General features: G+C 55.8%; 16 protein-coding genes, 3 tRNA genes, 2 rRNA genes, 1 other RNA gene and 1 pseudogene. 8 read left to right on the top strand and 15 right to left on the bottom strand.

What is annotated here, in order from left to right:
• Positions 1-84: 84 nt before the first annotated feature.
• The 4 genes from IPP88_20870 to IPP88_20885 all read right to left on the bottom strand — a co-directional run bounded on the left by IPP88_20870 (position 85) and on the right by IPP88_20885 (position 5,808).
• Positions 85-3,270 (bottom strand): 23S ribosomal RNA (locus tag IPP88_20870).
• Between the two features lie 331 nt (positions 3,271-3,601).
• Positions 3,602-3,678: transfer RNA gene (locus IPP88_20875), tRNA-Ile, on the bottom strand.
• A 243-nt stretch (positions 3,679-3,921) separates the two neighbouring features.
• Positions 3,922-5,453, bottom strand: a 16S ribosomal RNA gene (locus IPP88_20880).
• The 16S and 23S rRNA genes sit together here with 2 tRNA genes alongside, the layout of an rRNA operon.
• A 278-nt stretch (positions 5,454-5,731) precedes the next feature.
• Positions 5,732-5,808, bottom strand: a tRNA-Met gene (locus IPP88_20885).
• Between the two features lie 189 nt (positions 5,809-5,997).
• Here IPP88_20885 and IPP88_20890 point away from each other — a divergent pair.
• Positions 5,998-6,624, top strand: a complete 627-nt coding sequence (locus IPP88_20890) for a DUF4126 domain-containing protein (protein ID MBL0125053.1) — start codon at positions 5,998-6,000, stop codon at positions 6,622-6,624.
• On the opposite strand, the gene recR is transcribed toward IPP88_20890, so the two are convergent.
• The 5 genes and pseudogenes from recR to IPP88_20915 all read right to left on the bottom strand — a co-directional run bounded on the left by recR (position 6,621) and on the right by IPP88_20915 (position 10,724).
• Complete coding sequence (gene recR / locus IPP88_20895; protein ID MBL0125054.1) at positions 6,621-7,217, bottom strand: recombination protein RecR; 597 nt, start codon at positions 7,215-7,217, stop codon at positions 6,621-6,623. The two genes, IPP88_20890 and recR, sit on opposite strands and share 4 nt — an antisense overlap.
• Positions 7,218-7,260: 43 nt before the next feature.
• Positions 7,261-7,583 (bottom strand): annotated as a pseudogene (locus tag IPP88_20900) (YbaB/EbfC family nucleoid-associated protein).
• A 27-nt stretch (positions 7,584-7,610) separates the two neighbouring features.
• Positions 7,611-9,299, bottom strand: a complete 1,689-nt coding sequence (gene dnaX / locus IPP88_20905; protein MBL0125055.1) for a DNA polymerase III subunit gamma/tau — start codon at positions 9,297-9,299, stop codon at positions 7,611-7,613.
• 134 nt (positions 9,300-9,433) lie between these two features.
• An RNA gene (ffs, locus tag IPP88_20910) (signal recognition particle sRNA small type) lies at positions 9,434-9,532 on the bottom strand.
• Positions 9,533-9,563: 31 nt separating this feature from the next.
• Positions 9,564-10,724 (bottom strand): SUMF1/EgtB/PvdO family nonheme iron enzyme, encoded by a 1,161-nt coding sequence (locus IPP88_20915; GenBank protein ID MBL0125056.1) that lies wholly within the window; start codon positions 10,722-10,724, stop codon positions 9,564-9,566.
• A gap of 2 nt (positions 10,725-10,726) precedes the next feature.
• On the opposite strand from IPP88_20915, the gene IPP88_20920 reads away from it, so the two are divergent.
• From IPP88_20920 to IPP88_20935, 4 genes are all read left to right on the top strand, one after another.
• The gene (locus tag IPP88_20920; protein MBL0125057.1) at positions 10,727-11,710 is read left to right on the top strand and encodes a TIGR04348 family glycosyltransferase; all 984 of its coding nucleotides are present in this window, start codon (positions 10,727-10,729) and stop codon (positions 11,708-11,710) included.
• Positions 11,711-11,787: 77 nt separating this feature from the next.
• Positions 11,788-12,852: a selenide, water dikinase SelD gene (selD, locus tag IPP88_20925; GenBank protein MBL0125058.1), complete on the top strand. Its 1,065-nt coding sequence runs from the start codon at positions 11,788-11,790 to the stop codon at positions 12,850-12,852.
• 261 nt (positions 12,853-13,113) lie between these two features.
• Positions 13,114-14,433: an ergothioneine biosynthesis protein EgtB gene (locus tag IPP88_20930; protein MBL0125059.1), complete on the top strand. Its 1,320-nt coding sequence runs from the start codon at positions 13,114-13,116 to the stop codon at positions 14,431-14,433.
• Positions 14,430-15,050 (top strand): methyltransferase domain-containing protein, encoded by a 621-nt coding sequence (locus tag IPP88_20935; GenBank protein ID MBL0125060.1) that lies wholly within the window; start codon positions 14,430-14,432, stop codon positions 15,048-15,050. Before IPP88_20930 ends, IPP88_20935 begins: the two co-directional genes overlap by 4 nt.
• On the opposite strand, the gene egtD is transcribed toward IPP88_20935, so the two are convergent.
• The 3 genes from egtD to IPP88_20950 all read right to left on the bottom strand — a co-directional run bounded on the left by egtD (position 15,047) and on the right by IPP88_20950 (position 17,721).
• A complete protein-coding gene (gene egtD / locus IPP88_20940; GenBank protein ID MBL0125061.1) occupies positions 15,047-15,994 on the bottom strand; it encodes an L-histidine N(alpha)-methyltransferase in 948 nt (315 codons plus the stop codon). The two genes, IPP88_20935 and egtD, sit on opposite strands and share 4 nt — an antisense overlap.
• Entirely contained in the window at positions 15,991-16,533 is a 543-nt protein-coding gene (locus IPP88_20945; protein ID MBL0125062.1) for a TlpA family protein disulfide reductase, read from the bottom strand. The genes egtD and IPP88_20945 overlap by 4 nt, the downstream gene beginning before the upstream one ends.
• A 78-nt stretch (positions 16,534-16,611) precedes the next feature.
• Complete coding sequence (locus tag IPP88_20950) at positions 16,612-17,721, bottom strand: transglutaminase domain-containing protein (GenBank protein MBL0125063.1); 1,110 nt, start codon at positions 17,719-17,721, stop codon at positions 16,612-16,614.
• 288 nt (positions 17,722-18,009) lie between these two features.
• On the opposite strand from IPP88_20950, the gene IPP88_20955 reads away from it, so the two are divergent.
• Positions 18,010-19,317, top strand: a complete 1,308-nt coding sequence (locus tag IPP88_20955; GenBank protein MBL0125064.1) for a hypothetical protein — start codon at positions 18,010-18,012, stop codon at positions 19,315-19,317.
• 83 nt (positions 19,318-19,400) lie between these two features.
• On the opposite strand, the gene IPP88_20960 is transcribed toward IPP88_20955, so the two are convergent.
• Entirely contained in the window at positions 19,401-20,108 is a 708-nt protein-coding gene (locus tag IPP88_20960; GenBank protein ID MBL0125065.1) for a flagellar brake protein, read from the bottom strand.
• A 342-nt stretch (positions 20,109-20,450) separates the two neighbouring features.
• On the opposite strand from IPP88_20960, the gene IPP88_20965 reads away from it, so the two are divergent.
• Together IPP88_20965 and IPP88_20970 are read left to right on the top strand one after the other, a co-directional pair.
• On the top strand, positions 20,451-21,524 hold the full coding sequence (locus IPP88_20965) for a flagellar hook-length control protein FliK (protein ID MBL0125066.1): 1,074 nt from the start codon (positions 20,451-20,453) through the stop codon (positions 21,522-21,524).
• Positions 21,511-21,816: an EscU/YscU/HrcU family type III secretion system export apparatus switch protein gene (locus tag IPP88_20970; GenBank protein MBL0125067.1), complete on the top strand. Its 306-nt coding sequence runs from the start codon at positions 21,511-21,513 to the stop codon at positions 21,814-21,816. Before IPP88_20965 ends, IPP88_20970 begins: the two co-directional genes overlap by 14 nt.
• A 49-nt stretch (positions 21,817-21,865) precedes the next feature.
• On the opposite strand, the gene IPP88_20975 is transcribed toward IPP88_20970, so the two are convergent.
• Positions 21,866-21,956, bottom strand: a tRNA-Ser gene (locus IPP88_20975).
• 146 nt (positions 21,957-22,102) lie between these two features.
• The gene (lptF, locus tag IPP88_20980; protein ID MBL0125068.1) at positions 22,103-23,188 is read right to left on the bottom strand and encodes an LPS export ABC transporter permease LptF; all 1,086 of its coding nucleotides are present in this window, start codon (positions 23,186-23,188) and stop codon (positions 22,103-22,105) included.
• Between the last annotated feature and the right edge of the window lie 113 nt (positions 23,189-23,301).

The following is a 23,301-nucleotide window of genomic DNA, read 5'->3' on the forward strand; positions in this document are numbered from 1 at the left end:
AACGTCCAACCGCATGGGGTGGGAGAAGTAAAGAACTGATTAGATTGTTGCGCGCCTTGTCTATAACGCTTTGCTTAAGGTTATAGAGTCAAGCCTTACGGGCAATTAGTATCGGTTAGCTTAACGTGTTACCACGCTTCCACACCCGACCTATCAACGTCCTGGTCTCGAACGACCCTTCAAGGGGGTTAAACCCCGGGAAATCTTATCTTCAGGCGAGTTTCCCGCTTAGATGCTTTCAGCGGTTATCTCTTCCGTACATAGCTACCCTGCGATGCCTCTGGCGAGACAACAGGTACACCAGCGGTACGTCCACTCCGGTCCTCTCGTACCAGGAGCAGCCCCCGTCAAATTTCCAACGCCCACGGCAGATAGGGACCAAACTGTCTCACGACGTTTTGAACCCAGCTCACGTACCACTTTAAATGGCGAACAGCCATACCCTTGGGACCGGTTACAGCCCCAGGATGTGATGAGCCGACATCGAGGTGCCAAACTCCCCGTCGATATGAACTCTTGGGCGGTATCAGCCTGTTATCCCCAGCGTACCTTTTATCCGTTGAGCGATGGCCCTTCCATTCAGAACCACCGGATCACTATGACCTGCTTTCGCACCTGCTCGACTTGTCAGTCTCGCAGTCAAGCATCCTTATGCCATTGCACTATCAGTACGATGTCCGACCGTACCTAGGATACCTTCGAGCTCCTCCGTTACTCTTTGGGAGGAGACCGCCCCAGTCAAACTGCCTGCCATACACGGTCCCCGATCCCGATAAGGGACCCAGGTTAGAACCGCAACACTATCAGGCTGGTATTTCAACGACGCCTCCACAGCACCTAGCGGCACTGCTTCAAAGGCTCCCAGCTATCCTACACAGACCGTGTCACAGTCCAATGTAAAGCTACAGTAAAGGTGCATGGGGTCTTTCCGTCTAGCCGCGGGGAGATTGCATCTTCACAAACATTTCAACTTCGCTGAGTCTCAGGAGGAGACAGTGTGGCCATCGTTACGCCATTCGTGCGGGTCGGAACTTACCCGACAAGGAATTTCGCTACCTTAGGACCGTTATAGTTACGGCCGCCGTTTACCGGGGCTTCAATCAAGAGCTTGCACCCCATCATTTAACCTTCCGGCACCGGGCAGGCGTCACACCCTATACGTCGACTCATCGTCTTAGCAGAGTGCTGTGTTTTGTTAAACAGTCGCAGCCACCGATTCTCTGCAACCTCTTATGGCTCCATCCGCGAGGGACTTCACCTTATCGAGGCACACCTTCTTCCGAAGTTACGGTGTTAATTTGCCGAGTTCCTTCTCCTGAGTTCTCTCAAGCGCCTTAGAATTTTCATCCTGCCCACCTGTGTCGGTTTGCGGTACGGTCCTGTTCAACTGAAGCTTAGTGGCTTTTCCTGGAAGCTTGGTATCTGCAACTTCGCTCTCTAAGAGAACTCGTTATCACGCCTCATCTAAGCCGCCGGATTTGCCTAAGCAGCACGACTACACGCTTGAACCGGGACGTCCAACACCCGGCTTGCATAACCTTCTCCGTCCCCACATCGCATTGAACAGTGGTGCTGGAATATTAACCAGCTTCCCATCAGATACGGCTTTCGCCCTCTCCTTAGGGGCCGACTCACCCTGCGCCGATGAACGTTGCGCAGGAAACCTCGGGCTTTCGGCGAGGGTGCTTTTCACACCCTTTATCGCTACTCATGTCAGCATTCGCACTTCCGATATCTCCAACACACCTCTCGATGCATCTTCACAGACCTACGGAACGCTCTCCTACCATCTGTACACTCCCTTTAATTCACTAGTCTCGCTTTGAACACCATTTCGATCAGTGTTGCGCGCTTTGTCGGGTGAATCGCTTCGCGATCCGCCGACAGCTTGTGCCAATAAACTAAAGTGGAGTGTACAAATCCACAGCTTCGGTACAGTTTAGCCCCGTTACATCTTCCGCGCAGGACGACTCGATCAGTGAGCTATTACGCTTTCTTTAAATGATGGCTGCTTCTAAGCCAACATCCTGACTGTTTTAGCCTTCCCACTTCGTTTTCCACTTAACTGTGTTTGGGGACCTTAGCTGGTGGTCTGGGTTGTTTCCCTCTTGACGTCGGACGTTAGCACCCGGCGTCTGTCTCCCTAGCTCGCACTCATCGGTATTCGGAGTTTGCCTTGGTTTGGTAGACCTAAACGGCCCCCCTAGCCAAAACAGCGCTCTACCCCGATGGTGATACTTGAGGCACTACCTCAATAGTTTTCGGAGAGAACCAGCTATTTCCGGATTTGTTTAGCCTTTCACCCCTATCCACAGCTCATCCCCTAACTTTTCAACGTTAGTGGGTTCGGACCTCCAGTACCTGTTACGGCACCTTCATCCTGGCCATGGATAGATCATCCGGTTTCGGGTCTACGCTTTGCAACTAGTCGCCCTTATCAGACTCGCTTTCGCTACGCCTTCCCTATGCGGTTAAGCTCGCTACAAAACGTAAGTCGCTGACCCATTATACAAAAGGTACGCCGTCACCCTGCTTGATTAGCCCTGCGGGCTAATCAACAGGCGCCACGCGCAATGCCGTCACCACTCAACTAACTCGATCGAGTTATGCATCCAAACAAAGAAATTGTCTTCGTTCGAACACATTTCACTCCCCTCATAAATCTTTTGTCGTGTCTCGCGCTACGCGCTCGGACGACAAAGAACCCCTAGGTAAAGACTAATAAAGCAGGGCTCCGACTGTTTGTATGCATGCGGTTTCAGGATCTATTTCACTCCCCTCCCCGGGGTTCTTTTCGCCTTTCCCTCACGGTACTGGTTCACTATCGGTCGATTACGAGTATTTAGCCTTGGAGGATGGTCCCCCCATCTTCAGACAGGATTTCACGTGTCCCGCCCTACTTATCTCAATCCTAGTTCTGCTCCTGATTTTTTACGTACGGGGCTATCACCCACTATGGCCGGCTTTTCCAAACCGTTCCGCTAAATCTGAAGTTAAAGGTTGCAGGCTGGTCCCATTTCGCTCGCCACTACTCTGGGAATCTCGGTTGATTTCTATTCCTATGGCTACTTAGATGTTTCCAGTTCACCACGTTCGCTCCTTGGACCCTATGTATTCAGGTCCAGGTACCCTTGCGGGCTGGGTTTCCCCATTCAGACATCTTCGGATCAAAGCTCATTTGCCAGCTCCCCGAAGCTTTTCGCAGGCTATCGCGTCTTTCATCGCCTGTAATCGCCAAGGCATCCACCACATGCACTTATTCACTTGACTCTATAACGTTAAGCTCTCCTGACATTACCTGAAGAACCACGCCATACAATCGCGCTTGTTACCCCCACCCCTCGAGAACTCACTTCTTTAAAGGATGACGGTCGATACAATCTAACCCCGCATTTTTCATCCACAAGCCCAACTCGACCGTGCATGCCTAATGCGTTTTCTTTACTTCTCCACTTTTTTAAAGAACAAGAAACCTTCAACGCTATAAGCATTGAGCACTAAACATTCAACATCTGTCCGTTGAACATCCACTGCTAAATACTCCAGGGGTTTTCAATCCGCCTCACCGCAGGTGCTTGTGATGCCCCACCGCAGGTGGTGATGGTGGGTCTGGTTGGTCTCGAACCAACGACCCCCGCCTTATCAAGACGGTGCTCTAACCAACTGAGCTACAGACCCAATCTGGTGGAGGATGACGGGATCGAACCGACGACCCCCTGCTTGCAAAGCAGGTGCTCTCCCAGCTGAGCTAATCCCCGTCCCAAACAGTACCCTACTTTTGTTGGGCGTTAAAAATCACTGGCAGAGCCGGGGGATTTTGTCATGACAAACCAGCGTCGCGCAACCGTGCAGACCTTGTTTCCGGTTTCTACTCATTAACAACCGATAAAGGTGGACACCAAACGCTTCAGTTCACTCTAGAAAGGAGGTGATCCAGCCGCACCTTCCGATACGGCTACCTTGTTACGACTTCACCCCAGTCACGAATCCTACCGTGGTAACCGGCCCCCTTGCGGTTAGCCTAGCTACTTCTGGTAAAACCCGCTCCCATGGTGTGACGGGCGGTGTGTACAAGGCCCGGGAACGTATTCACCGCGACATGCTGATCCGCGATTACTAGCGATTCCGACTTCACGTAGTCGAGTTGCAGACTACGATCCGGACTACGATCGGCTTTCTGAGATTGGCTCCCCCTCGCGGGTTGGCGACCCTCTGTACCGACCATTGTATGACGTGTGAAGCCCTACGCATAAGGGCCATGAGGACTTGACGTCATCCCCACCTTCCTCCGGTTTGTCACCGGCAGTCTCATTAGAGTGCCCAACTAAATGTAGCAACTAATGACAAGGGTTGCGCTCGTTGCGGGACTTAACCCAACATCTCACGACACGAGCTGACGACAGCCATGCAGCACCTGTGTTCCGATTCTCTTTCGAGCACTCCCAAATCTCTTCGGGATCTCGGACATGTCAAGCGTAGGTAAGGTTTTTCGCGTTGCATCGAATTAATCCACATCATCCACCGCTTGTGCGGGCCCCCGTCAATTCCTTTGAGTTTTAATCTTGCGACCGTACTCCCAGGCGGTCTACTTCACGCGTTAGCTTCGTTACCAAGGTTAAAAAACCCCAACAACCAGTTGACATCGTTTAGGGCGTGGACTACCAGGGTATCTAATCCTGTTTGCTCCCCACGCTTTCGTGCATGAGCGTCAGTATTGACCCAGAGACCTGCCTTCGCCATCGGTATTCCTCCTGATATCTACGCATTTCACTGCTACACCAGGAATTCTAGTCTCCTCTGCCATACTCCAGCCTTACAGTCCCAAATGCCATTCCCAGGTTGAGCCCGGGGCTTTCACATCTGGCTTATAAAACCGCCTGCGCACGCTTTACGCCCAGTAATTCCGATTAACGCTCGCACCCTACGTATTACCGCGGCTGCTGGCACGTAGTTAGCCGGTGCTTATTCTTCCGGTACCGTCAGTAGTCTCACGTATTAGGTGAAACCGTTTCGTCCCGAACAAAAGAGCTTTACAACCCGAAGGCCTTCTTCACTCACGCGGAATGGCTGGATCAGGGTTGCCCCCATTGTCCAAAATTCCCCACTGCTGCCTCCCGTAGGAGTCTGGGCCGTGTCTCAGTCCCAGTGTGGCTGATCATCCTCTCAGACCAGCTACAGATCGTCGCCATGGTAAGCCTTTACCTCACCATCTAGCTAATCTGATATCGGCCGCTCCTAAAGCGTGAGGTCTTGCGATCCCCCACTTTCCAGTCTCCTGCGTATGCGGTATTAGCCTAACTTTCGCTAGGTTGTCCCCCACTTATGGATACGTTCCGATATGTTACTCACCCGTTCGCCGCTCGCCGCCAGGTTGCCCCGCGCTGCCGCTCGACTTGCATGTGTAAAGCATTCCGCCAGCGTTCAATCTGAGCCAGGATCAAACTCTTCAGTTTAATACCTGTTTGTTTCAACGTTTAGCCCTGAGGCCAAACGCCTAATCACTCAAAGTCATCAACAGGTATATGTTTCCATTTACCTATCAATATTTACTTCTTGTGAGCACTTCGATATGTTGAGTTCAAACCCTAAATCAACCTCCAGCCAGATTATCAATCCAGCCTTCCGCAATCACCCTTTCAGGTAACCACCCGTCAACCCAGGGCACCTCCACATCCCGTGCCCACCTTTATCGGTTGTCAAATTTTTAAAGAACAATTTCGAGAATTCATTTTGGTTGCGGGGGCAGGATTTGAACCTGCGACCTTCGGGTTATGAGCCCGACGAGCTGCCAGACTGCTCCACCCCGCGCCCGATACTGCATGTTGCTTGGCGCCACTTTCGTGTCCGCTTCGTATGAATTCCGAAGAACCGCAATTATAGCCATATTCCACCGACCCGGTCAACATCAATCAAACTTTTTCCTTCAAGCGCGATGTCAGCAAAGTCGGCTTGGCTGCGTTAGCATCAAATTACTTTCGCGACTATCAAGAGGCTCGATTGGATCATCAACTCACCACCATCGCCATTGCGCTGGCACTCGCCTGGGCAAGCGGCATTCGACTCTATGCGGTGCTGTTTCTCGTTGGCCTCGCCGGACAGTTTCACTGGTTTGGATGGCAAGGTCCGCAAAGTCTCGCGATTCTTTCGCACCCGATTGTGTTGGGGGCGAATGGCCTGCTGCTGTTTGTGGAGTTCTTTGCTGACAAGATCCCTGGCCTCGATTCAATCTGGGATGCCGCACACACTTTCATTCGCATTCCCGCTGGAGCGTTATTGGCCGCCGGAGTCATTGGCGCCGAGGACGGTCAGGCATGGGCGCTCGCGGCCGGATTGATCGGTGGAACCATCACTGCGGGCACGCACTTTACGAAAGCGGGCGGACGCCTTGCGATCAATACGTCGCCTGAACCTGTCAGCAATTGGCTGGCTTCGTTCTCTGAAGAAGCGGCCGTGCTAGGAGGCCTGTGGGTCGCGTTTCAGCACCCGGCGGTTTTCCTCATGTTGCTGGCACTATTCGTTCTGGTGATGATCTGGCTGCTACCCAAACTATTCCGGTTCCTGCGAATGATGCTGCGGCGCATTGCAGGCTGGGTCACGCAGAATAGCTCCGCCCCCGCCAGTTAGACGGAGCGCCGTTCGATGAGCGCCTGCGCGAGGGTACCGCTATCGACATGCTCAAGCTCACCGCCGACCGGCAAGCCTCGCGCAATGCGCGTCACTTTCAAGCCAATTTCACCCAGCATCTCACCCACATAGTGCGCGGTGGCTTCACCTTCCACCGTGAAATTTGTGGCGAGAATGACTTCTTTCACGAGGCCATCGGCAGCCCTTCGCTGCAACCGATCGAGGTGAATCTCGCGCGGGCCAATGCCATCAAGCGGCGATAGCCGACCCATCAAAACAAAATAGAGTCCGCGATAGGTTTGGGTCTGTTCCATCATCAGCAAATCACCCGGCGTCTCGACGACACAAAGCAAAGATTTGTCGCGCTTGGAGGAGGAACAGATCTCGCATGTTTCCGCTTCAGCAAAGGTATTGCACATAGCGCAATGCCGGATACGCTCGATTGCCCGCTTCATGGCGTCAGCCAAACGCGCCGCGCCCTGTTGATCACGCTGCAACAGGTGATAGGCCATGCGTTGCGCGGATTTCGGCCCGACGCCGGGCAGACAGCGGAGAGCCTGTATCAGTGCATCGAGCGAAGAAGGAGCGTTCATTCAACCGCTCGACAAGACCAATGTTGGTGTGCAGCCGGTGAACTCAAAATGGCAATTTCATTCCGGGCGGCAGATTGAGTCCCGCGGTAAACCCGCCCATCCTTTCCTGTGTAGTGGATTCGGCCTTGCGCACAGCATCGTTCACGGCCGCCGCTATCAGATCTTCCAGCATCTCTTTGTCATCCATCACGCTGGGATCGATCAAAATTCTTTTACGTCGTTACGGCAGGTTATTACCACTTTCACCATCCCGCCGCCGGATTGGCCCTCGACTTCCACCGTCGCCAGCTGCTCCTGCATGCGCTTCATGTTTTCCTGCATCTGCTGGGCCTGCTTCATGAGGCCGCCCAAACCACCTTTCATCATGCTCTTTACCTCAACTCTATAAAGTAATTATGAATTTGCCGGACGAATCGACGAGCGGACCACGTCCGCGCCGAAATCCTGCTTCAGATGCTTGATAAATGGATCTTCGTCGATGGCGATTTCGGCGGCCTTCTGCTGCTGCGCACGCTCGCGATCTTCATGCGCGGCGAGGCTGACTCCCGACACATCACCGACGCGAATATTGAGCCGTAAATTGGCCCCCAAATGCGGCAGCAGCTCGGACTTGAGCTTTTCCTGATACGCCTTGTCCGCCAAGTGCTTTTGCGCGCCAGGCAGTATCAGCTCCAACACACCATCCACAAACGATTTGAATTCGCATTGCTTCGCCAGCATGCCTGCCAGGCCGCTCAAATTCAGTCCCGCCACGAATGTCGGCCAATCACCGATTGAGGGCTTCGCCTTGCCTACCTCTGGCGCTTCGACGTTTACATATTTCTCAGACAAAGTCCTCGTGGATACTGGCTCTTGGGACACTTTTGCCCTGGAAAGCGCGCCAGCACTGGTGTTTTGCCTTTCAACACCGTATTTCGCCTCGCCGGAGGCAGCCACTTTACGCTCGGAGGAGCGCTCGGTGTCCGGCGCTGTATCGCCGCCAGTCGTCACCGCGTCCGCGGCACCACCGGCAAACGCCAGCATGCGTAGCAGCGTCATCGTAAAGCCAGACTGTTCGTCAGGTGCCAACGACAAATCACGGCGACCAAGCAACGCAATCTGATAAAAAAGCTGCACCTTGTCCGGCTTCAAGGCCGTGGCGAGCCGTTGAATATTCGTGGCATCCGGCCCATCGTCCGCCCCGTCGCCAACGCTTTGCACCAACGCGACCCGCGACAACAAACTGCCGAGGTCCTTCAGCGTGATGTCAAATGAAACACTGCGCGCGGCGAGCTGTTCGATTTCTGCCACCAGTCCCTTTGCATCGCGGTTGACCAGGCAATCGAGCATTGAAAACAGATATGTCTGATCCAGCGCGCCAAGCATGGCGGCAACGTGATCGGCCTTGACTTCGCCCGCACCATAAGCAATTGCCTGATCGAGCAATGACAGAGAGTCCCGCACACTGCCTTCTGCCGCACGGCTCAGCATTTCCAGCGCAGGCTTCTCGAAGCTGATTTTTTCCGCGCCGAGAATCTTTGACAGGTGTTCAACAATCAGCGGCGGTGACAGATTCTTGAGATTGAACTGCAGGCAGCGCGAAAGCACCGTAATAGGCAGCTTTTGCGGATCGGTCGTGGCGAGTATGAATTCCACATGTCCTGGCGGCTCTTCCAGCGTTTTCAGCATCGCATTGAAAGCCGATTTCGACAGCATGTGAACTTCATCGATAATGTAAACCTTGTAGCGACCCGACACCGGCGCGTACTGGGCTGTTTCCAGCAGTTCGCGCATCTCGTCAACCTTGGTATTGGTGGCCGCATCAACTTCCATCAAATCGACAAAACGGCCAGCGTCGATATCCATACAGGCCGTGCATACGCCGCAAGGTTTGGACGTGACACCCGTCTCGCAATTGAGTGCCTTCGCGAGTATCCGCGCCAGGGTAGTCTTGCCGACGCCTCGGGTACCGGTGAAAAGGTACGCGTGGTGAATACGACCCGTGTCGAGTGCATTCGTCAACGCGCGCACAACGTGATCTTGTCCGATCACATCAGCAAAATTACGCGGGCGCCATTTGCGGGCTAGGACTTGGTGGGCCATGGATCCGGAAAATGATGCGAGGTGTGCTGCTGAATAGTCAGCCCAATCTTCTCACCGCCGTCTTCCCCTCCCAAGGGAGAGGAGAGGTGAGAGGTGCGTGAGTTGACCGACTGCGTCGCTCAACTGCCTGTAATCTTGGCGAGCCCGACCCCCGGCACTTCAATTACTTCGCTGTGGCTGCTTCGTTCCCGACCTGACCAGATTCACAAAGATTGAATGCGGGGAGACCCGCCAAGACGAATTTTATCCCAGTTCAGACCGCAATTACGCAATGGCGCAGGTGCGGAAACCGCAGAACATGTCGCTTCGCTCCGGCGTATAGAAATTGCGGTATTGCGGATACTTCAATCGCGGGTGCGTCGCGAATGATCCGCCCTTCAGCACCTGATGCGTATGGAACCAGGGCTCGGAATAGTCGCGATAGCGGCCGGGTGAAAATCCAGGATAAGGCGCAAAGATCGATGACGTCCACTCCCAGACCTGGCCGGTGGATGCGCGCAATTCCGGCGAACGACTCGCTGCAAATTCCCATTCCGCTTCCGTTGGCAACCGGCGTGACGCCCAGCGGCACCACGCTTCCGCTTCGAAATAATTGACGTGCATCGCCGCAAATCCCAAGGGCTCACCTGGGCGATCACGCAATTGTTGCCTGGAAAGCCGCCATTGCCTGCCCGGCGCAGACCAAATCCGGTCGTCAACGTAATCAGGCGACTCAACAAAAGCCGCGAACTCCAATGCAGAAACTGGTCGAGACGCAATCGAGAATGGCGCCACCTCCTGCTGCCAGGCGGGCGCTTCATTGTCGAAGCGAAGCCGCCTTGCGCTGGCACCAAGCTCAATGGATCCGCCATCAAAACCCAGATCGCGACACGCATAGACTGCCATGCACCGAGCCGGCACGCCGACGGGCAACGGCAGCCCAAGCGTCACGAGCGTCATGGTCAGCGCCTCGGCGTGCATATCCTCATGAGCAATCGCGAGGCGAAATCTGTCGCGATCGTCCGGGGCACTCGCATCCAGTGAAGCGAGAACCGCATCAAGCGATCGCTGCATATAATCAAGACAAACCTGCCGGTCTGGATAACTACTGCTCCAGCGCGCGCCGTGCGGGACGGTCTTCGAGTTGAACAGACTGTCTGCCACCGCAAGAACGGACGGCGTGTTGAGTCCCAGGATGTCGTCGCAGCGCCAACGCAGGCAAAAGAATTCCGCGAACCACGCGATATGCGCAAGCTCCCAAAGCGGCGGATTGACGATCGGCAAATAAGGAAATTGTGCCGGCTGCCAGTACGCCGGGGGCAGTTCAGCGTAGAGCGCAAGCGTATACTTTCGCTGGCGGATCAGCGTCTCGCGCAACGCCGGAATGCCTTGCGCGAAGTCCACGTCATCTTCCTGTCCTACTCCCGACTCAGCCACAGCCGACATCAATGTCCCACTCCTTACCGGTTATCGCAATTGTTACGCCCTACCTGGCTGATGCCAATAACGGCAACTGGCGCACGGCGCATCGTTGGCAGACTTTGCTTCAGGACAATTTCAAGACAATTGTACAGAATGCGTGGCCGCTAAAGCCGCCCCAGGAGGTCGATGCGATGATCGCATTGCATGCCCGCCGCGGCGCCGACGCGATCCGGCAATTTCGTACGCAGTATCCGGACAAGCCGCTTATCGTCACGCTTACCGGCACCGACCTCTATCGCGACCTGCACGCAAACGCCGATGCACAAGCCAGCATCGCGACGGCGAACGCGCTCGTTGTCCTTCAGGACGACGCCATTTCACACATTCCGCGCGAGTACCGGCATAAAACGCACGTGATCTACCAATCCGCCAAGGCGTTGCGACCCGCGAAAAAAAAGGCCAAGGGCAGACTGGATTGTATTGTGGTCGGGCATCTGAGAGGCGAGAAAGATCCGGAGACAATTTTCCGCCTGGCCGAGTTGATTCCGGATGATTGCCCATTGCGCATCCTGCATATTGGCGCGCCACTTGACGAAAAATTCGCGTCACGCGCCCGTGAACTTTCCGCGTGCAATCGCCACTACCACTGGGCTGGCGCGCTACCGCATGGACTCACGCGCGCCGCCATCAAACGTGCCCATGTGCTGATTCATCCCTCAATCATGGAAGGCGGCGCAAACGTGATTGTCGAAGCGATATCATCCGGAACGCCGGTCATCGCGTCGCGCGTGTCGGGCAATGTCGGCATGCTCGGACATGACTATCCCGGCTATTTTCCGGTCGGCGATGCCGAAGCACTATGGTCACTATTATCCCGATGCGTCAGCGACAGCAATCTGCTTTCACGGCTCAACACCGCATGTGCGGCACGGGCAAAGTTGTTCTCGCCGGAAACCGAACGGGCCAGCCTGTGTCAGATGATTGATAAGCTGATTGCCGGGTCGAGTTGATTTCCCGTCATTCGGCGTGAATCCACGCATGACTGGGCAGCGTAGAATCCCGCAACGTACCAACCACGGAACACTAAATGAACGCACCGGGCCAAGCCAAGAGCATTTATCCGCGCCTGACCTCGCTTTCCCATGGCGGGGGCTGCGGATGCAAGATTGCGCCCGCCATTTTGCAGCAGATCATTTCCAAATCGGGCAACCCGTTCCTTCCCAAGGCGCTACTGGTCGGTGTAGAAACATCCGACGATGCCGCCGTGTATCAGATCAACGAGACCCAGGCAATCGTCGCCACCACCGATTTTTTCATGCCGATCGTCGATGACCCGTATGACTTTGGCCGCATCGCGGCGACCAACGCCATTTCGGATGTTTACGCCATGGGCGGGACACCGCTTTTTGCGCTTGCACTGGTCGGCATGCCAATCAACACGCTGCCGCTTGATACGATCCGAAAAATTCTCGATGGCGGCGAATCAGTATGCAAAGAGGCCGGCATTCCAATCGCCGGCGGGCACACCATCGATTCAGTCGAACCGATATATGGCCTCGTCGCTATCGGTTTGGTTAATCCGAAAAACCTGAAGCGCAATGCGGGCGCGAAAGCGGGCGACAAGCTCGTACTGAGCAAGCCGTTGGGCATCGGTATTCTTTCCGCGGCACTGAAAAAGGAAAAGCTCGATGCGATCGGATACGCCGCCATGATCGCCACTACCACCAAACTGAATACGCCCGGCATCAAGCTTGGACAACTGTCCGGCGTCCACGCGTTGACCGATGTCACCGGATTTGGTCTCGGCGGCCATCTGCTGGAACTCTGCCGCGGTTCGGGCTTGGGTTCGTCGATCGAATTCGCGAAGCTGCCGTTTATCCCTGGTGTCATTGACATGGCCATGCAAGGCCATGTCACCGGCGCATCGGGTCGAAACTGGTCCGGATATGGAGAAGATATCATTCTCTCCGCGCGACACGGCGATGTTGCACGCAACCTGCTGACTGATCCGCAAACTTCAGGCGGCTTGCTGGTCGCGTGCGATCCGTCCGCGGTCGATGAGGTACTGGCCATATTCAAGGCAGAGGGATTTGACGATGCAGCGGTCATTGGCGAAATGACGGCGGGTGCGTCCACAGTCAAAGTCAACTAACCACTTAAACAAGCGATTCGGAATGCCCGCTGCATCCGGCAGCCGTTTCACGAGCATGCGGGCTGCGGGATATTCACCATCAACCTCAAGCACTGGCGAGCGCTTTCAGCACAAAATGCCCGGAACACCGCATGGATGCTAGAGTTTAGATATTTTTTCGCCCCACTCCATCGGCAGCGGAGTCAAGCGATTGTCAGGATTGAACAAGCTGCGCGACGAATCCATGCCAAGTATGAAAATACCCTGTCGAGAGGAGAAGACATGATTTCCCACCCCTCACCACTTGTATCACTTGGCGCCAAGCCGGAATCGCATACGCCAAATACCGCCGGCGCGGACGCCCTGCGCGATCGTTTCCTGCGCGTGCGACGTGTCACCGAGAGCCTCGCCGCACCCCTGTCTTCGGAAGACTGCGCGCTGCAATCCATGCCCGACGCGAGCCCGACCAAGTGGCACCTTGCGCACACAAGCTGGTTTTTTGAAACCTTCCTGCTTGAAAAATTTGCGCCCGATTTCAAGGCGTTCGACCCTGCGTTTAGGGTGCTGTTCAACTCTTACTACAACGGCGTCGGTGACAAACACCCTCGAGCTGAACGTGGATTGATTTCACGGCCAAGCCTCGCCACCCTGCTGAACTATCGCCATCACGTAACCGAGCAGATCAACGTACTTCTGCCGCGCATGTCCACGCACGCGGAGTTCGCCACGCTGATGTGGCTGGGATGCCATCATGAGGAACAGCACCAGGAATTGATCCTCACAGACCTGAAACACCTTTTGTCAAAGAACCCGCTCAGGCCTGCCTATGAAAAGCGCTGGCCGCTCACTGCGATCGAGGCACGGCAACCACGTTGGATCCGCTATTCAGGCGGCGTGATCGAAATCGGTCATGACGGCGATGGTTTTGCGTTCGACAATGAGTCGCCGCGGCACCGGGTATTCCTGCAACCGTTCGAACTTGCCTCCCATCCGGTGACACACGGCGATTTTGCGGCGTTCATTGCAGATGGCGGCTACCGCCGGCCCGAGTTGTGGTTGTCGCTCGGCTGGGATTGGGTGCAAACGCAGCGCATCGTGGCACCGCTTTACTGGCAACGCAATGGAGACATCTGGAGTACCTTTACCTTGCGCGGCATGATGGAAATCGATTCGCATACGCCAATCTGCCACGTCAGTTATTTTGAGGCGGACGCCTACGCACGTTGGGCAGGCGCACGCCTGCCGCGAGAGACGGAATGGGAATTCGCCGCGGCGCCCCTTCCCGCATCCGGCAATTTTCTCGACAGCCATGCACTGCATCCGCTGGCATTGCGCGAAGAGACCGCCGTGGATGTCCCCGCGCAGATGTTCGGCGATGTCTGGGAATGGACGCAGAGCGCCTATCTGCCCTACCCCGGGTTCAAGGTTGCGGAAGGCGCGGTGGGCGAATACAACGGCAAGTTCATGTGCAACCAGTTCGTACTGCGCGGCGGCTCCTGCGTAACCCCGCGCGAGCACATTCGCGCAACGTACCGGAACTTCTTTCCACCCGATGCGCGTTGGCAGTTCTCAGGCCTGCGCCTGGCGCGGGAGGTGACTTGAACAATCAGGTTGAGGCCGCGCAGCGCTTGTACGCGGCGCTGGCGCCCAACTATGACAATGAAACCCGCTACATCACCGGCATTCGCAAGCAGGCCATCGATGCGCTCAACCTGCAGCCGGGTGAAACCGTTCTGGACGCGGGGTGTGGAACCGGCTGGTGTCTTCCTTTGCTGGCGGAACGAGTCGGGCAGAGCGGCAAGGTGATTGGCTTCGAGCCGTCGGCCGACATGTTGGCCTTTGCCGAATCACGGGCGATGCAACAACGGCTGGGCAATACGCAATTGCTGCACGCCAGCGGCAACAGCGTGATGCTGCATGCGGCGCCCGACGCAATTCTGTTCAGCTATACACACGATCTCATTCGTTCGCGTTCCGCGCTTGAACATATTTTCAGCCTTGCACGGCCCGGCACGCGCGTGGTCGCCGCCAGCACCAAATTATTTCCTGCTTGGTTTTTCATGGGTAACTGGTACCTGCGATATACGCACCGCGCCACCATTACCAACTTCGACGGGTTTGACCGGCCCTGGACGGTGCTAGCGCAATTCTGCAAACAACACAGCGTGAAAGTCACAATCCCCGGCAGCCGCTATATTTTTAGCGGAATAATCGGTTAGCTGGCGTACATCACCCAGAAGGCACGGTCGTCGCTTGTCCAGACCTGCACGTCGTCAAAGCCCGCGGCTTTCAGCATTGCTACAAATTCTTCGCTGCCATATTTGTACGAATTCTCCGAATGGATGCGCTCGCCCGCGTCAAAAACGCGCGGCATACCGTCGATTGTGACGGTTTGTTCTGCCGCCGCTTCCAGATACATCTCCACGCGGCCAAGCGATTCGTTATACATGCCCACATGACGCCAGTGCTGTTCCTGGAAGTCACTGCCGATGAGACGATTGATATGGCGCAGCGCATTCAGGTTGAATGCGGCCGTCACGCCGAGCTCGTCCGCATACGCCGCGTCCAAGCGGGATTTATCTTTTTTTGCGTCCACGCCGATCAGCAACCCGCCACCACGCACCATGCGGCGCATATCCCCGAGGAATCGCGTCGCCGCGTCCGGCGTGAAATTGCCAATGCTGGACCCGGGGTAGAACATCGTCACGCGCCCGGTCAACAACTCACCGGGAATTTCCAACGATTGCGCAAAATCGGTGACCAGGCCAATCATTTCGGTTTCCGGAAATTCGGCCACCAATTTGGACAGCGATGTCTCGAGTATGGGGCCGGCGATATCCACGGCGAGATAGCGCTGCGGCGCAATGAATGGCAGCCAGCCAAGTGCCTTGCAACAATCACCCGCGCCCAAATCGACGAACGTACCGACCTCGCCAAGCGCGTCGGCGATTTCCTGCCGGTACTGCTGAAAGATCCCGCGCTCGGTTCGCGTCGGATAGTACTCATCGAGCTGGCAAATCGCCGCGTAAAGCGCACAACCAAGTTCGTCGTAGAAATACTTGGGCTCGATGTGCGCCGACCGGGCGCGAAGCCCGTCCTTGAGCCTACCAAGTTCAACGGCTTGATCGACATGCAGTCGATTGATGATGCGGTAGTTGCTCATGCCTTTTTCCTGTCCATTTTGCGTGGCAGCAAACGCAGGATCTGGCGTGTGATGACTTCGTCTGAAAAATCCAGCACCCCGATATACGTGTAACGAATGCGGCCCTTGGCATCCAGCACGAATGTAGCCGGCACGCCATTCACTTTCCAGCTCTTTTTCGCAATCCCGTCGCGGTCGAGCAGGATGGGAAATGTGGTACCGGTTTTATCCATGAATGACTGGATGCGCGCTTCTCCTTCACCCAGGTTCACACCGATCACCGCAACTTTTTCTCCGGCAAAGCGATCCTTGAACTTCTGTAACGACGGCATTTCCTCAATGCAAGGCTCACACCATGTCGCCCAGAAATTGATGATCACGACCTCGCCACGAAATTCGTCGAGGGATCGTGGTTTGCCCTGCAAATCCTTCAATGCGAGCGGCGGCGTTGCGCCCTGCTTCCAGGGCATGAGTGTCGCGGCAAAACCAGGACTGCACGCCAGGGTTGCGAGGCACAGCAGGAACGAAAATGCCAGGCGTCGGCGCAAAAAATTACCCATGGTTCTTCACAAAAAGAAACCGCGGCGATGCAATCGCCGCGGCGTATTGATCATTCAAGTCGGCAAAGGCGCGAAGATTCAGGCCGAGAGCTCTTTGGAGGTGATCTGGTATTTGAAGTTGTCCGGATCGAGGCTGTCGAGGCGGCCTTCGGCGGTTTCGCATTGCGGATACATGAAGAACCCCACTTTACCCTTGGCGGCTTTCGGCAGCATCACATCGTGGGAATAGTTGTACGCGAGCCAGTTCATTTCCCAGCCGCCAAACAGGGCCTTGCGCGCCCGCACGACACGCTCATCGTCGAGTCCGAGCAGTTTTCCCGCCTCTTCTTCCAGCATCACCTTGCGGACATCGGCTGGATCGACCGGCACCCAGCCGTAACCCGTCAGATGTACCTCGGCCCGGCAATGTTGTGCCTTGGTGATGTCACCGGCGCGCCCGAGGCTCTTGTATCCATTCGCCGAATTCGCGACGCGCACGCCATACACGTCGCGTGCCGGCAATCCCGCCGCGCGTGCCAGCCCGACATAAAGCGCATTAAGGTCCGCGCACTTGCCGCCATAGCTCTTGTTTTCCAGCATGAACTTGATGTCGCCAACACCGCAGCCGCGCGTCTTCGGATCGCGAAATGTGTTTTCCACAATCCAGTCGTAGATCGCGCGCGCTTTGTCCAGGTCTGTTTTCGCGCCCTTGGTCGCCGCCAGCGCAGTAGTTTTGACAATGCCGTCGGTAGGAATCAACTCGGAAGGCTGCAGGAAATACTGAAGTTCTTCCTTGCCGGCCAGTCCGAGGCCTGCACTGACCTTGGTGAAATCCATCGATCTATTCATGGTGGCAAAACGGCTGGTCAGCACCAGCACCGGCTTGGCGCCCACCGCCCATTCGCCGCTGACGATACCCATATTGGATTTGGCGTCCTGTGAAAACGCCGCCTGGCCACCCTCGGCACTCCACTGGTTCCCCAGCGATTTCTGGTAGTCAGTATCGATCACCAGCGGCACCGGCAGCCAAATACGCGTCGTGCCCGCCGGTTTCAATACCTCCACCCGCGTGGTGACTTCAAAAATGCGCCAGGAGGTGCTGGATGGGGATTGGGCAAACGCAGACTTGACGCTACCGGGAATGATCGAGCTTGCGCCGATCGCGACGGGTGCAATGGTGCCAGCCTTTAGAAATTGACGACGATTCATTCTGATGCTCCTGTGGAATTCGAAATGGCGAAACTCGACCACGGATAATACTACTCAAATGGTAATTTGGATTCACGTCATCGGGGCATAACCAAGTGTCACGATCCGGTAAACTCCAGCACTGGTGCGACCTACAGGCGATAAATGCCCGGCGAACCCCGTCAATGCTGGAGTTTTATTCATGGACAGGGCGCGCTTCACGAAAACACGCGGGTGCGCGTGATGGCATAATTTGGGTCCGCTCGCGCCGGCAGGTGCGAATTTTTTGAAACCACTCTGGAACCACCCATGAATGCTGTTTGTATTGCCGCGCATCGCCCGCGGCGCGGCGCCACTATCCTGCTTGCCGCTTACGCACTGGCAATTTCAACTGCCTTGCTGGCACCGACCAGCTACGGACAATCGGTCGCTGGCCAATCGAATCCCGACAAATCCGCCGCCAAGGCAGCGGAACCCAAGGAAACGATTCGCCAAGCCATCGCCACCCCCATGCTGGCGGCTGAAAAGCTACTTGCCGAAAAGAAATATCAAGCGGCGCTCGAACAGATTACCGAGGCCGAAAAAGTGGACGGCAAAACGCCGTACGAACTTTATAACCTTGACCGCATGCGCGCGGTCGCGGCACTGGGCACGGGCAACGATGCGTTGGCCGTCAAATCTCTGGAATCCGCGATGGCGTCCGGGCGCATTCCAGCCTCGGAATCACTCAATATCACCGAAGGCATTGCGCGCATTCACTACCGGCAAAAAAACTACAAACAGGCTGCCGACTGGGCGGCTCGCGCGACCGGGGAACCGGGAGCTCGCATCGAGATGCGATTGCTGCTCGGTCACTCCGCATATCTCAACAATGATTTCGCCACGGCAAAAACGGAAATCGCCGCGGTCATTGCTGCCGGCGAAAAGGCGGGCACCTCACCGACCGAAGACCAGTTGCGACTATTGGGCAGCGCATCGTTGAAGACCAACGATACCGCCAGCTACGTCGCCGTACTCGAGAAACTGGCCGTGCGCTTTCCGAACAAGGACTACTGGGCTGACTTGATTTACCGCGTGGAATCAAGGAAAGGTTTCGCCGAACGTCTCGCGCTTGACATGTACCGCCTGAAGCTGATCACCGGCGTCATGTCGGAGAAAGCGGACTTTCTGGAAATGGCCAATCTGACCCTGCAAAGTGGCTATCCTGCCGAAGCCCAAAAGGCCATTGATGCGGGAATCGCGGCCGGCGCGTTGGCGAAGGACGCGACCGTTGACAGCGAAAAGAAACTGCGCGCATCAATTGGCAAAGAGCTTGCGGAAGAAAACGCGCGCAATGCAAAGGGAAACCGTCCAGCACCGAAAGGCAGCCTGGCATTGCTGAATAACGGATTTGACTCGGTTCTAAAAGGCGACGCAAAGAATGGGCTGGATATGATGGAAGCCGGCATGAAGCTTGGCGATCTGAAACGCCCGGAAGACGCCAAGTTGCGCTACGGTATCGCCCTGGTCCTGGCGGGGCAGAAACCCAAAGCGGGCGAAATTTTCAAGACCGTTCAGGGCGCGGATGGAAATGCCGATCTCGCGCACTTGTGGGAGCTGTTTTCGCAAAGGATGTAAATGTAAGCCCGGCGTTTCATGTACATACCGCGCATGAATGTCCCGGCAAACAACTTGCCGCAATCCCGCAGCGGCGGGATAACTCAAGCCCCCAGTGACTGCTCCAGCAACTGGTGATAGACGAACGCCAGCATCGGGATCGTGGCACTGGCGGTGACATCGACAAACTGGACACCAAGGTGATATGCCGTGTCGGCATCACCCGTGTGATCGACGTTGATGGCACGAATCACGGCCGGGAGTTCCAGCAGGGCCTCGACGCCGTTAACGACTACTTTGAACTTGATGGTCAGCCGCTGCCCCTTCTCACCGGGCGGCTGCCTGACTGCCACCAGCGCGCCGCCAACGCTCAGATTGATGATAATGCCCGCCGCTTGCATCGGTGCGTCGTCGCATTCGGTGATCGCGCAAATGACCTTGACATTTGCCCGGGCGCCCCGTCGAACGACCAGCGACTTGACTTCGCGGGGATAGGCGAGATGCAGGTACGGGAACGGTGTATTGACACTCTTGAGAATCTGCGTGGAAAAGGCAAAGGCACTCTTGCCCGAGAAGGCACGCAATACAAACGCCGTGCCTTCACGCATCAGCAGGCATTTGCCATCGATCATCGGGGTCGTGACCATCACGCTGCGGCCTTTGGCCATACCGAGCAACCTGACGGAATATCGTTCCGCATCATTGCTCTGGGCCTGCAATTTGACGAGGTCGCCCATCTGGAGGTGCGCTTCCTCCAGTGTAATTTGTTTTTCGGTTGTTACCTCTCCTGCATTTTCCTGCGAGTCGCCCATTCGGCTGTCCCTTCCGGATACGTTGATTATCCGTCGTAATTACAATCCGCGAAAGCGGGATTGATTCTGTTCGCAATTTCGTCGGCAACGCATTTCCCAAATCAATCGTCCCCAGTTTCTACGTTGCAGATGCAATCTCGTGCCCGCAAACTGGTGGTCAATGATATTGTGATCGCTATTTCCCGGGGCGAGATCTGACTTGCTTTCCATTATCGTCACTTGGCGTAAATTGCTGAAAGACGCGACACTCGCGATGACAACCAACGCCGCCGAATTGCTGAACCGAACTTGCGCCGCAGCAACTTCCCACAGGGCCGTTTTTGATCGCCAACTGGCTTGGCCATGATTCGCAATGACCTATTGAGCCAGTTGCAACGGCTAATCAAGACTTCCGCGCCGCCACTCATTCATGTGGCCGAGGCGCCAGTCGTGGAAATCCCGTGGGCATCTGGCCAGCACCTGACCGCCGTGGTACTCGCGAGCCTTCCAAACGGGCGCTTTCAGGTGCAGGTCGGCGATATTGCGCTGGACATGAATCTGCCCAACAATACCCAACCCGGCGACGCTGTCGAACTGACCTTCATTTCCAATCAGCCGCGCCTTACTTTTGCCCTTACCCGCGATTTGCCAGACTCAGTTGGTGGCAATCTGCCCTTTGACGAAAAGCCGCAGGTTACTCTTAGCGATTCGGTGCGCTATCTTGGCGCGCTCCTGCGGAAAATTTCCGACCAGACAGATGCGCCGGCAACCGCGCCCAGCAAGACGGCTCCACTACTTTCCGCCGCACCAACCCATATAGGCGAATTTGCCAACGCATTGCGTAATGCCTTGTCCCAAAGCGGCATGTTTTATGAATCGCATCAGGCGCAATGGGTCGCCGGGGACAGGCCGCTGGCCGATTTGCTTCAGGAGCCCCAGGGCAAACTTCCGACGCTGAATCCGGCGGCACATGCTGAAATCGGACGGACTGACGCTTCGGTAACGAAACCATCCGATGGGCCGACGGCACAAACTGTCGCACAAGGCACATCGAGCATGCCCGTTCATAGCGAGGCAGTTGCCCTGGTTCAGCAGCAATTGCAGACACTGGATTCCCGCCAGTTGGTCTGGCAGGGACAAGTCTGGCCCGGGCAACCAATGGAATGGCAGGTGGAAGAGCGCAACGCGCGTGACCGTGCGCCGGAGGTTACTGAAGCAGCCGATTGGCAGACCCGCATGCGCCTTCAACTGCCCAAACTCGGCGATGTACAGGCCACACTGGTTTTTGCCGCGCAAGGACTACGTATTGACCTCAAAGTCACGAACGCGGATACCGCTGAGGCGATGCGGAGTTCCCAGGCGGAACTTCAAAGCGCCTTGACCGCTGCCGGTCTGAAAGTGCTTGCCATGTCGGTCGCGCGGCATGAAAAAATCTGATCACCCGCAACTTGCGGTCGCGCTGGCATACAGCGCCGGCAAGGCGGCCCCGCAAGTCGTGGCAAAGGGGCGTGGTTTTATGGCCGAGGCCATTATCGAGCGTGCTCGGGGAGCCGGGCTCTATGTGCACGAATCGCCCGAACTGGTTTCATTGTTGATGCAAGTGGACTTGGATCAGCACATTCCGGCGGAGTTGTATTTCGCGGTGGCTGAGTTGCTGGCGTGGGTTTACCAATTGGAGCATGGGGATGCCGCGGTGGTGCCGATGCCCGCGCGCATGAGGGATGTTTGAAGCTTCTGCTTCAAACAAAAAACGGGCGCTTGGCCCGTTTTTCTTCATCTGGCGGAGGGGGCGGGATTCGAACCCGCGGTAGGCTATTAACCTACGCACGCTTTCCAGGCGTGTGACTTAAACCGCTCATCCACCCCTCCGAATTCAATCTCCCGCAAGTTCTGGCATCGTGGAAAAAGACATGGGGCAGCAACAAGAACGCCCGACCAAAACTCCTTCGGCGCAGTGGCAAACCGAAGGGCGCGATGATAGCTGAGTACGCCACTTTAGGCAAATGCGCATTGCGTCACTTACGGGCGAAAGCCAGCCAGCGAAATGAAAATAGTTGCCGCGAAAACAGTACCAGCAGTGTTGCAATCATGCCGAAATGTACCGGCCACAAGCCAATCCATGGTGAGATTCGACCCTGGATCGTCCACGCTTCAAAAACTTTCAAGAGGTTGTAGTAAAGAAAAAATATCAATATGGCAAAGAATAGATTTCCGGATGCACCCGAGCGTGGATTGACAAATGAAAGGGGAATCGCCAGCAAAGCCAGCAACATTGCCGCAATCGGCAAAGCCACACGCCAATGCAACTCGGCGGACCGCTCCGCATTGGGCGATGCAATCAGGGCGAACGTGGACAGTGCGCGCGACGCGGGTTCATCGGCCTTGGCATCCTTGGCGACGATCAGCCTTTTCTGGCGCTCAAAATCAATTATCCGGAAGTCCAGCGCGCCTGGCGTTCCTTCGTATTGGCGCCCATTTTCCAGGACCAGGAACTTGTCGCCGCTCGCATCGATTTGCTGAAAGCCTCTTTCCGCGACTACCACACCCGAGCGCCCGGCCTGGCTGTATTGTACGAAAACGTTTTTGACGATCTCGTCGGCATTCGATGTCTTGTCGACAAAAAACACACTATTGGATCCGCGGGATTCAATGAAACTGCCGGGCGACAATCGGGAAACGTCATCCCTGCTGCGAAGAATTCGCTGGTACTCGGCACTTGCCGACATGGCCCATGGTGTCAGAAAGAGGCTCAATAACGCGGTAAGCAACACAATGGGCAGTCCAAATGAGACGACCGGACGGATCCAGGCGGCAATAGACAGCCCGGACGAAAACCACACCGGCATTTCACTGTCACGATAACTTCGCGAAAGCGTGAGCAGCACGCCGATGAATAGCGAAACGGCCAGCAGGATGGGCAAATAGCCCAGCAATGAGAAGCCGAGCAGTCTCAGGACGGCCTCAGGCTCCACGATGCCGCTGGCGGCACGGCGCAGAAAGAGAATCAACTGCTGAACCAGAATGATGGCGACCAATACGCCGACCACCGCACCACCAATGGCGGAAAACTCTCTGGTCAGGCTGCGCTGAAAAATGCTCACTATGGGGAAATTATGGGGCGGGTAACTTTGACGGAGGGGGGCAAAAAGCGATAATTTACTTTTTTTGCGTCGTGGCCCACAAAGCTGATGCGCTTGACAACAACACAGAAGGA

The organism is Betaproteobacteria bacterium, assembly GCA_016720925.1.
Taxonomy (GTDB): domain Bacteria; phylum Pseudomonadota; class Gammaproteobacteria; order Burkholderiales; family Usitatibacteraceae; genus UKL13-2.

Excerpts from the sequence above, each read along its gene's own strand:
- recR (MBL0125054.1), bottom strand. The coding sequence starts at position 7,217 with ATGAACGCTCCTTCTTCGCTCGATGCACTGATACAGGCTCTCCGCTGT.
- dnaX (MBL0125055.1), bottom strand. The coding sequence starts at position 9,299 with ATGGCCCACCAAGTCCTAGCCCGCAAATGGCGCCCGCGTAATTTTGCT.
- IPP88_20915 (MBL0125056.1), bottom strand. The coding sequence starts at position 10,724 with ATGTCGGCTGTGGCTGAGTCGGGAGTAGGACAGGAAGATGACGTGGAC.
- IPP88_20920 (MBL0125057.1), top strand. The coding sequence starts at position 10,727 with ATGTCCCACTCCTTACCGGTTATCGCAATTGTTACGCCCTACCTGGCT.
- selD (MBL0125058.1), top strand. The coding sequence starts at position 11,788 with ATGAACGCACCGGGCCAAGCCAAGAGCATTTATCCGCGCCTGACCTCG.
- IPP88_20930 (MBL0125059.1), top strand. The coding sequence starts at position 13,114 with ATGATTTCCCACCCCTCACCACTTGTATCACTTGGCGCCAAGCCGGAA.
- egtD (MBL0125061.1), bottom strand. The coding sequence starts at position 15,994 with ATGAGCAACTACCGCATCATCAATCGACTGCATGTCGATCAAGCCGTT.
- IPP88_20945 (MBL0125062.1), bottom strand. The coding sequence starts at position 16,533 with ATGGGTAATTTTTTGCGCCGACGCCTGGCATTTTCGTTCCTGCTGTGC.
- IPP88_20950 (MBL0125063.1), bottom strand. The coding sequence starts at position 17,721 with ATGAATCGTCGTCAATTTCTAAAGGCTGGCACCATTGCACCCGTCGCG.
- IPP88_20955 (MBL0125064.1), top strand. The coding sequence starts at position 18,010 with ATGAATGCTGTTTGTATTGCCGCGCATCGCCCGCGGCGCGGCGCCACT.
- IPP88_20960 (MBL0125065.1), bottom strand. The coding sequence starts at position 20,108 with ATGGGCGACTCGCAGGAAAATGCAGGAGAGGTAACAACCGAAAAACAA.
- IPP88_20965 (MBL0125066.1), top strand. The coding sequence starts at position 20,451 with ATGATTCGCAATGACCTATTGAGCCAGTTGCAACGGCTAATCAAGACT.
- IPP88_20970 (MBL0125067.1), top strand. The coding sequence starts at position 21,511 with ATGAAAAAATCTGATCACCCGCAACTTGCGGTCGCGCTGGCATACAGC.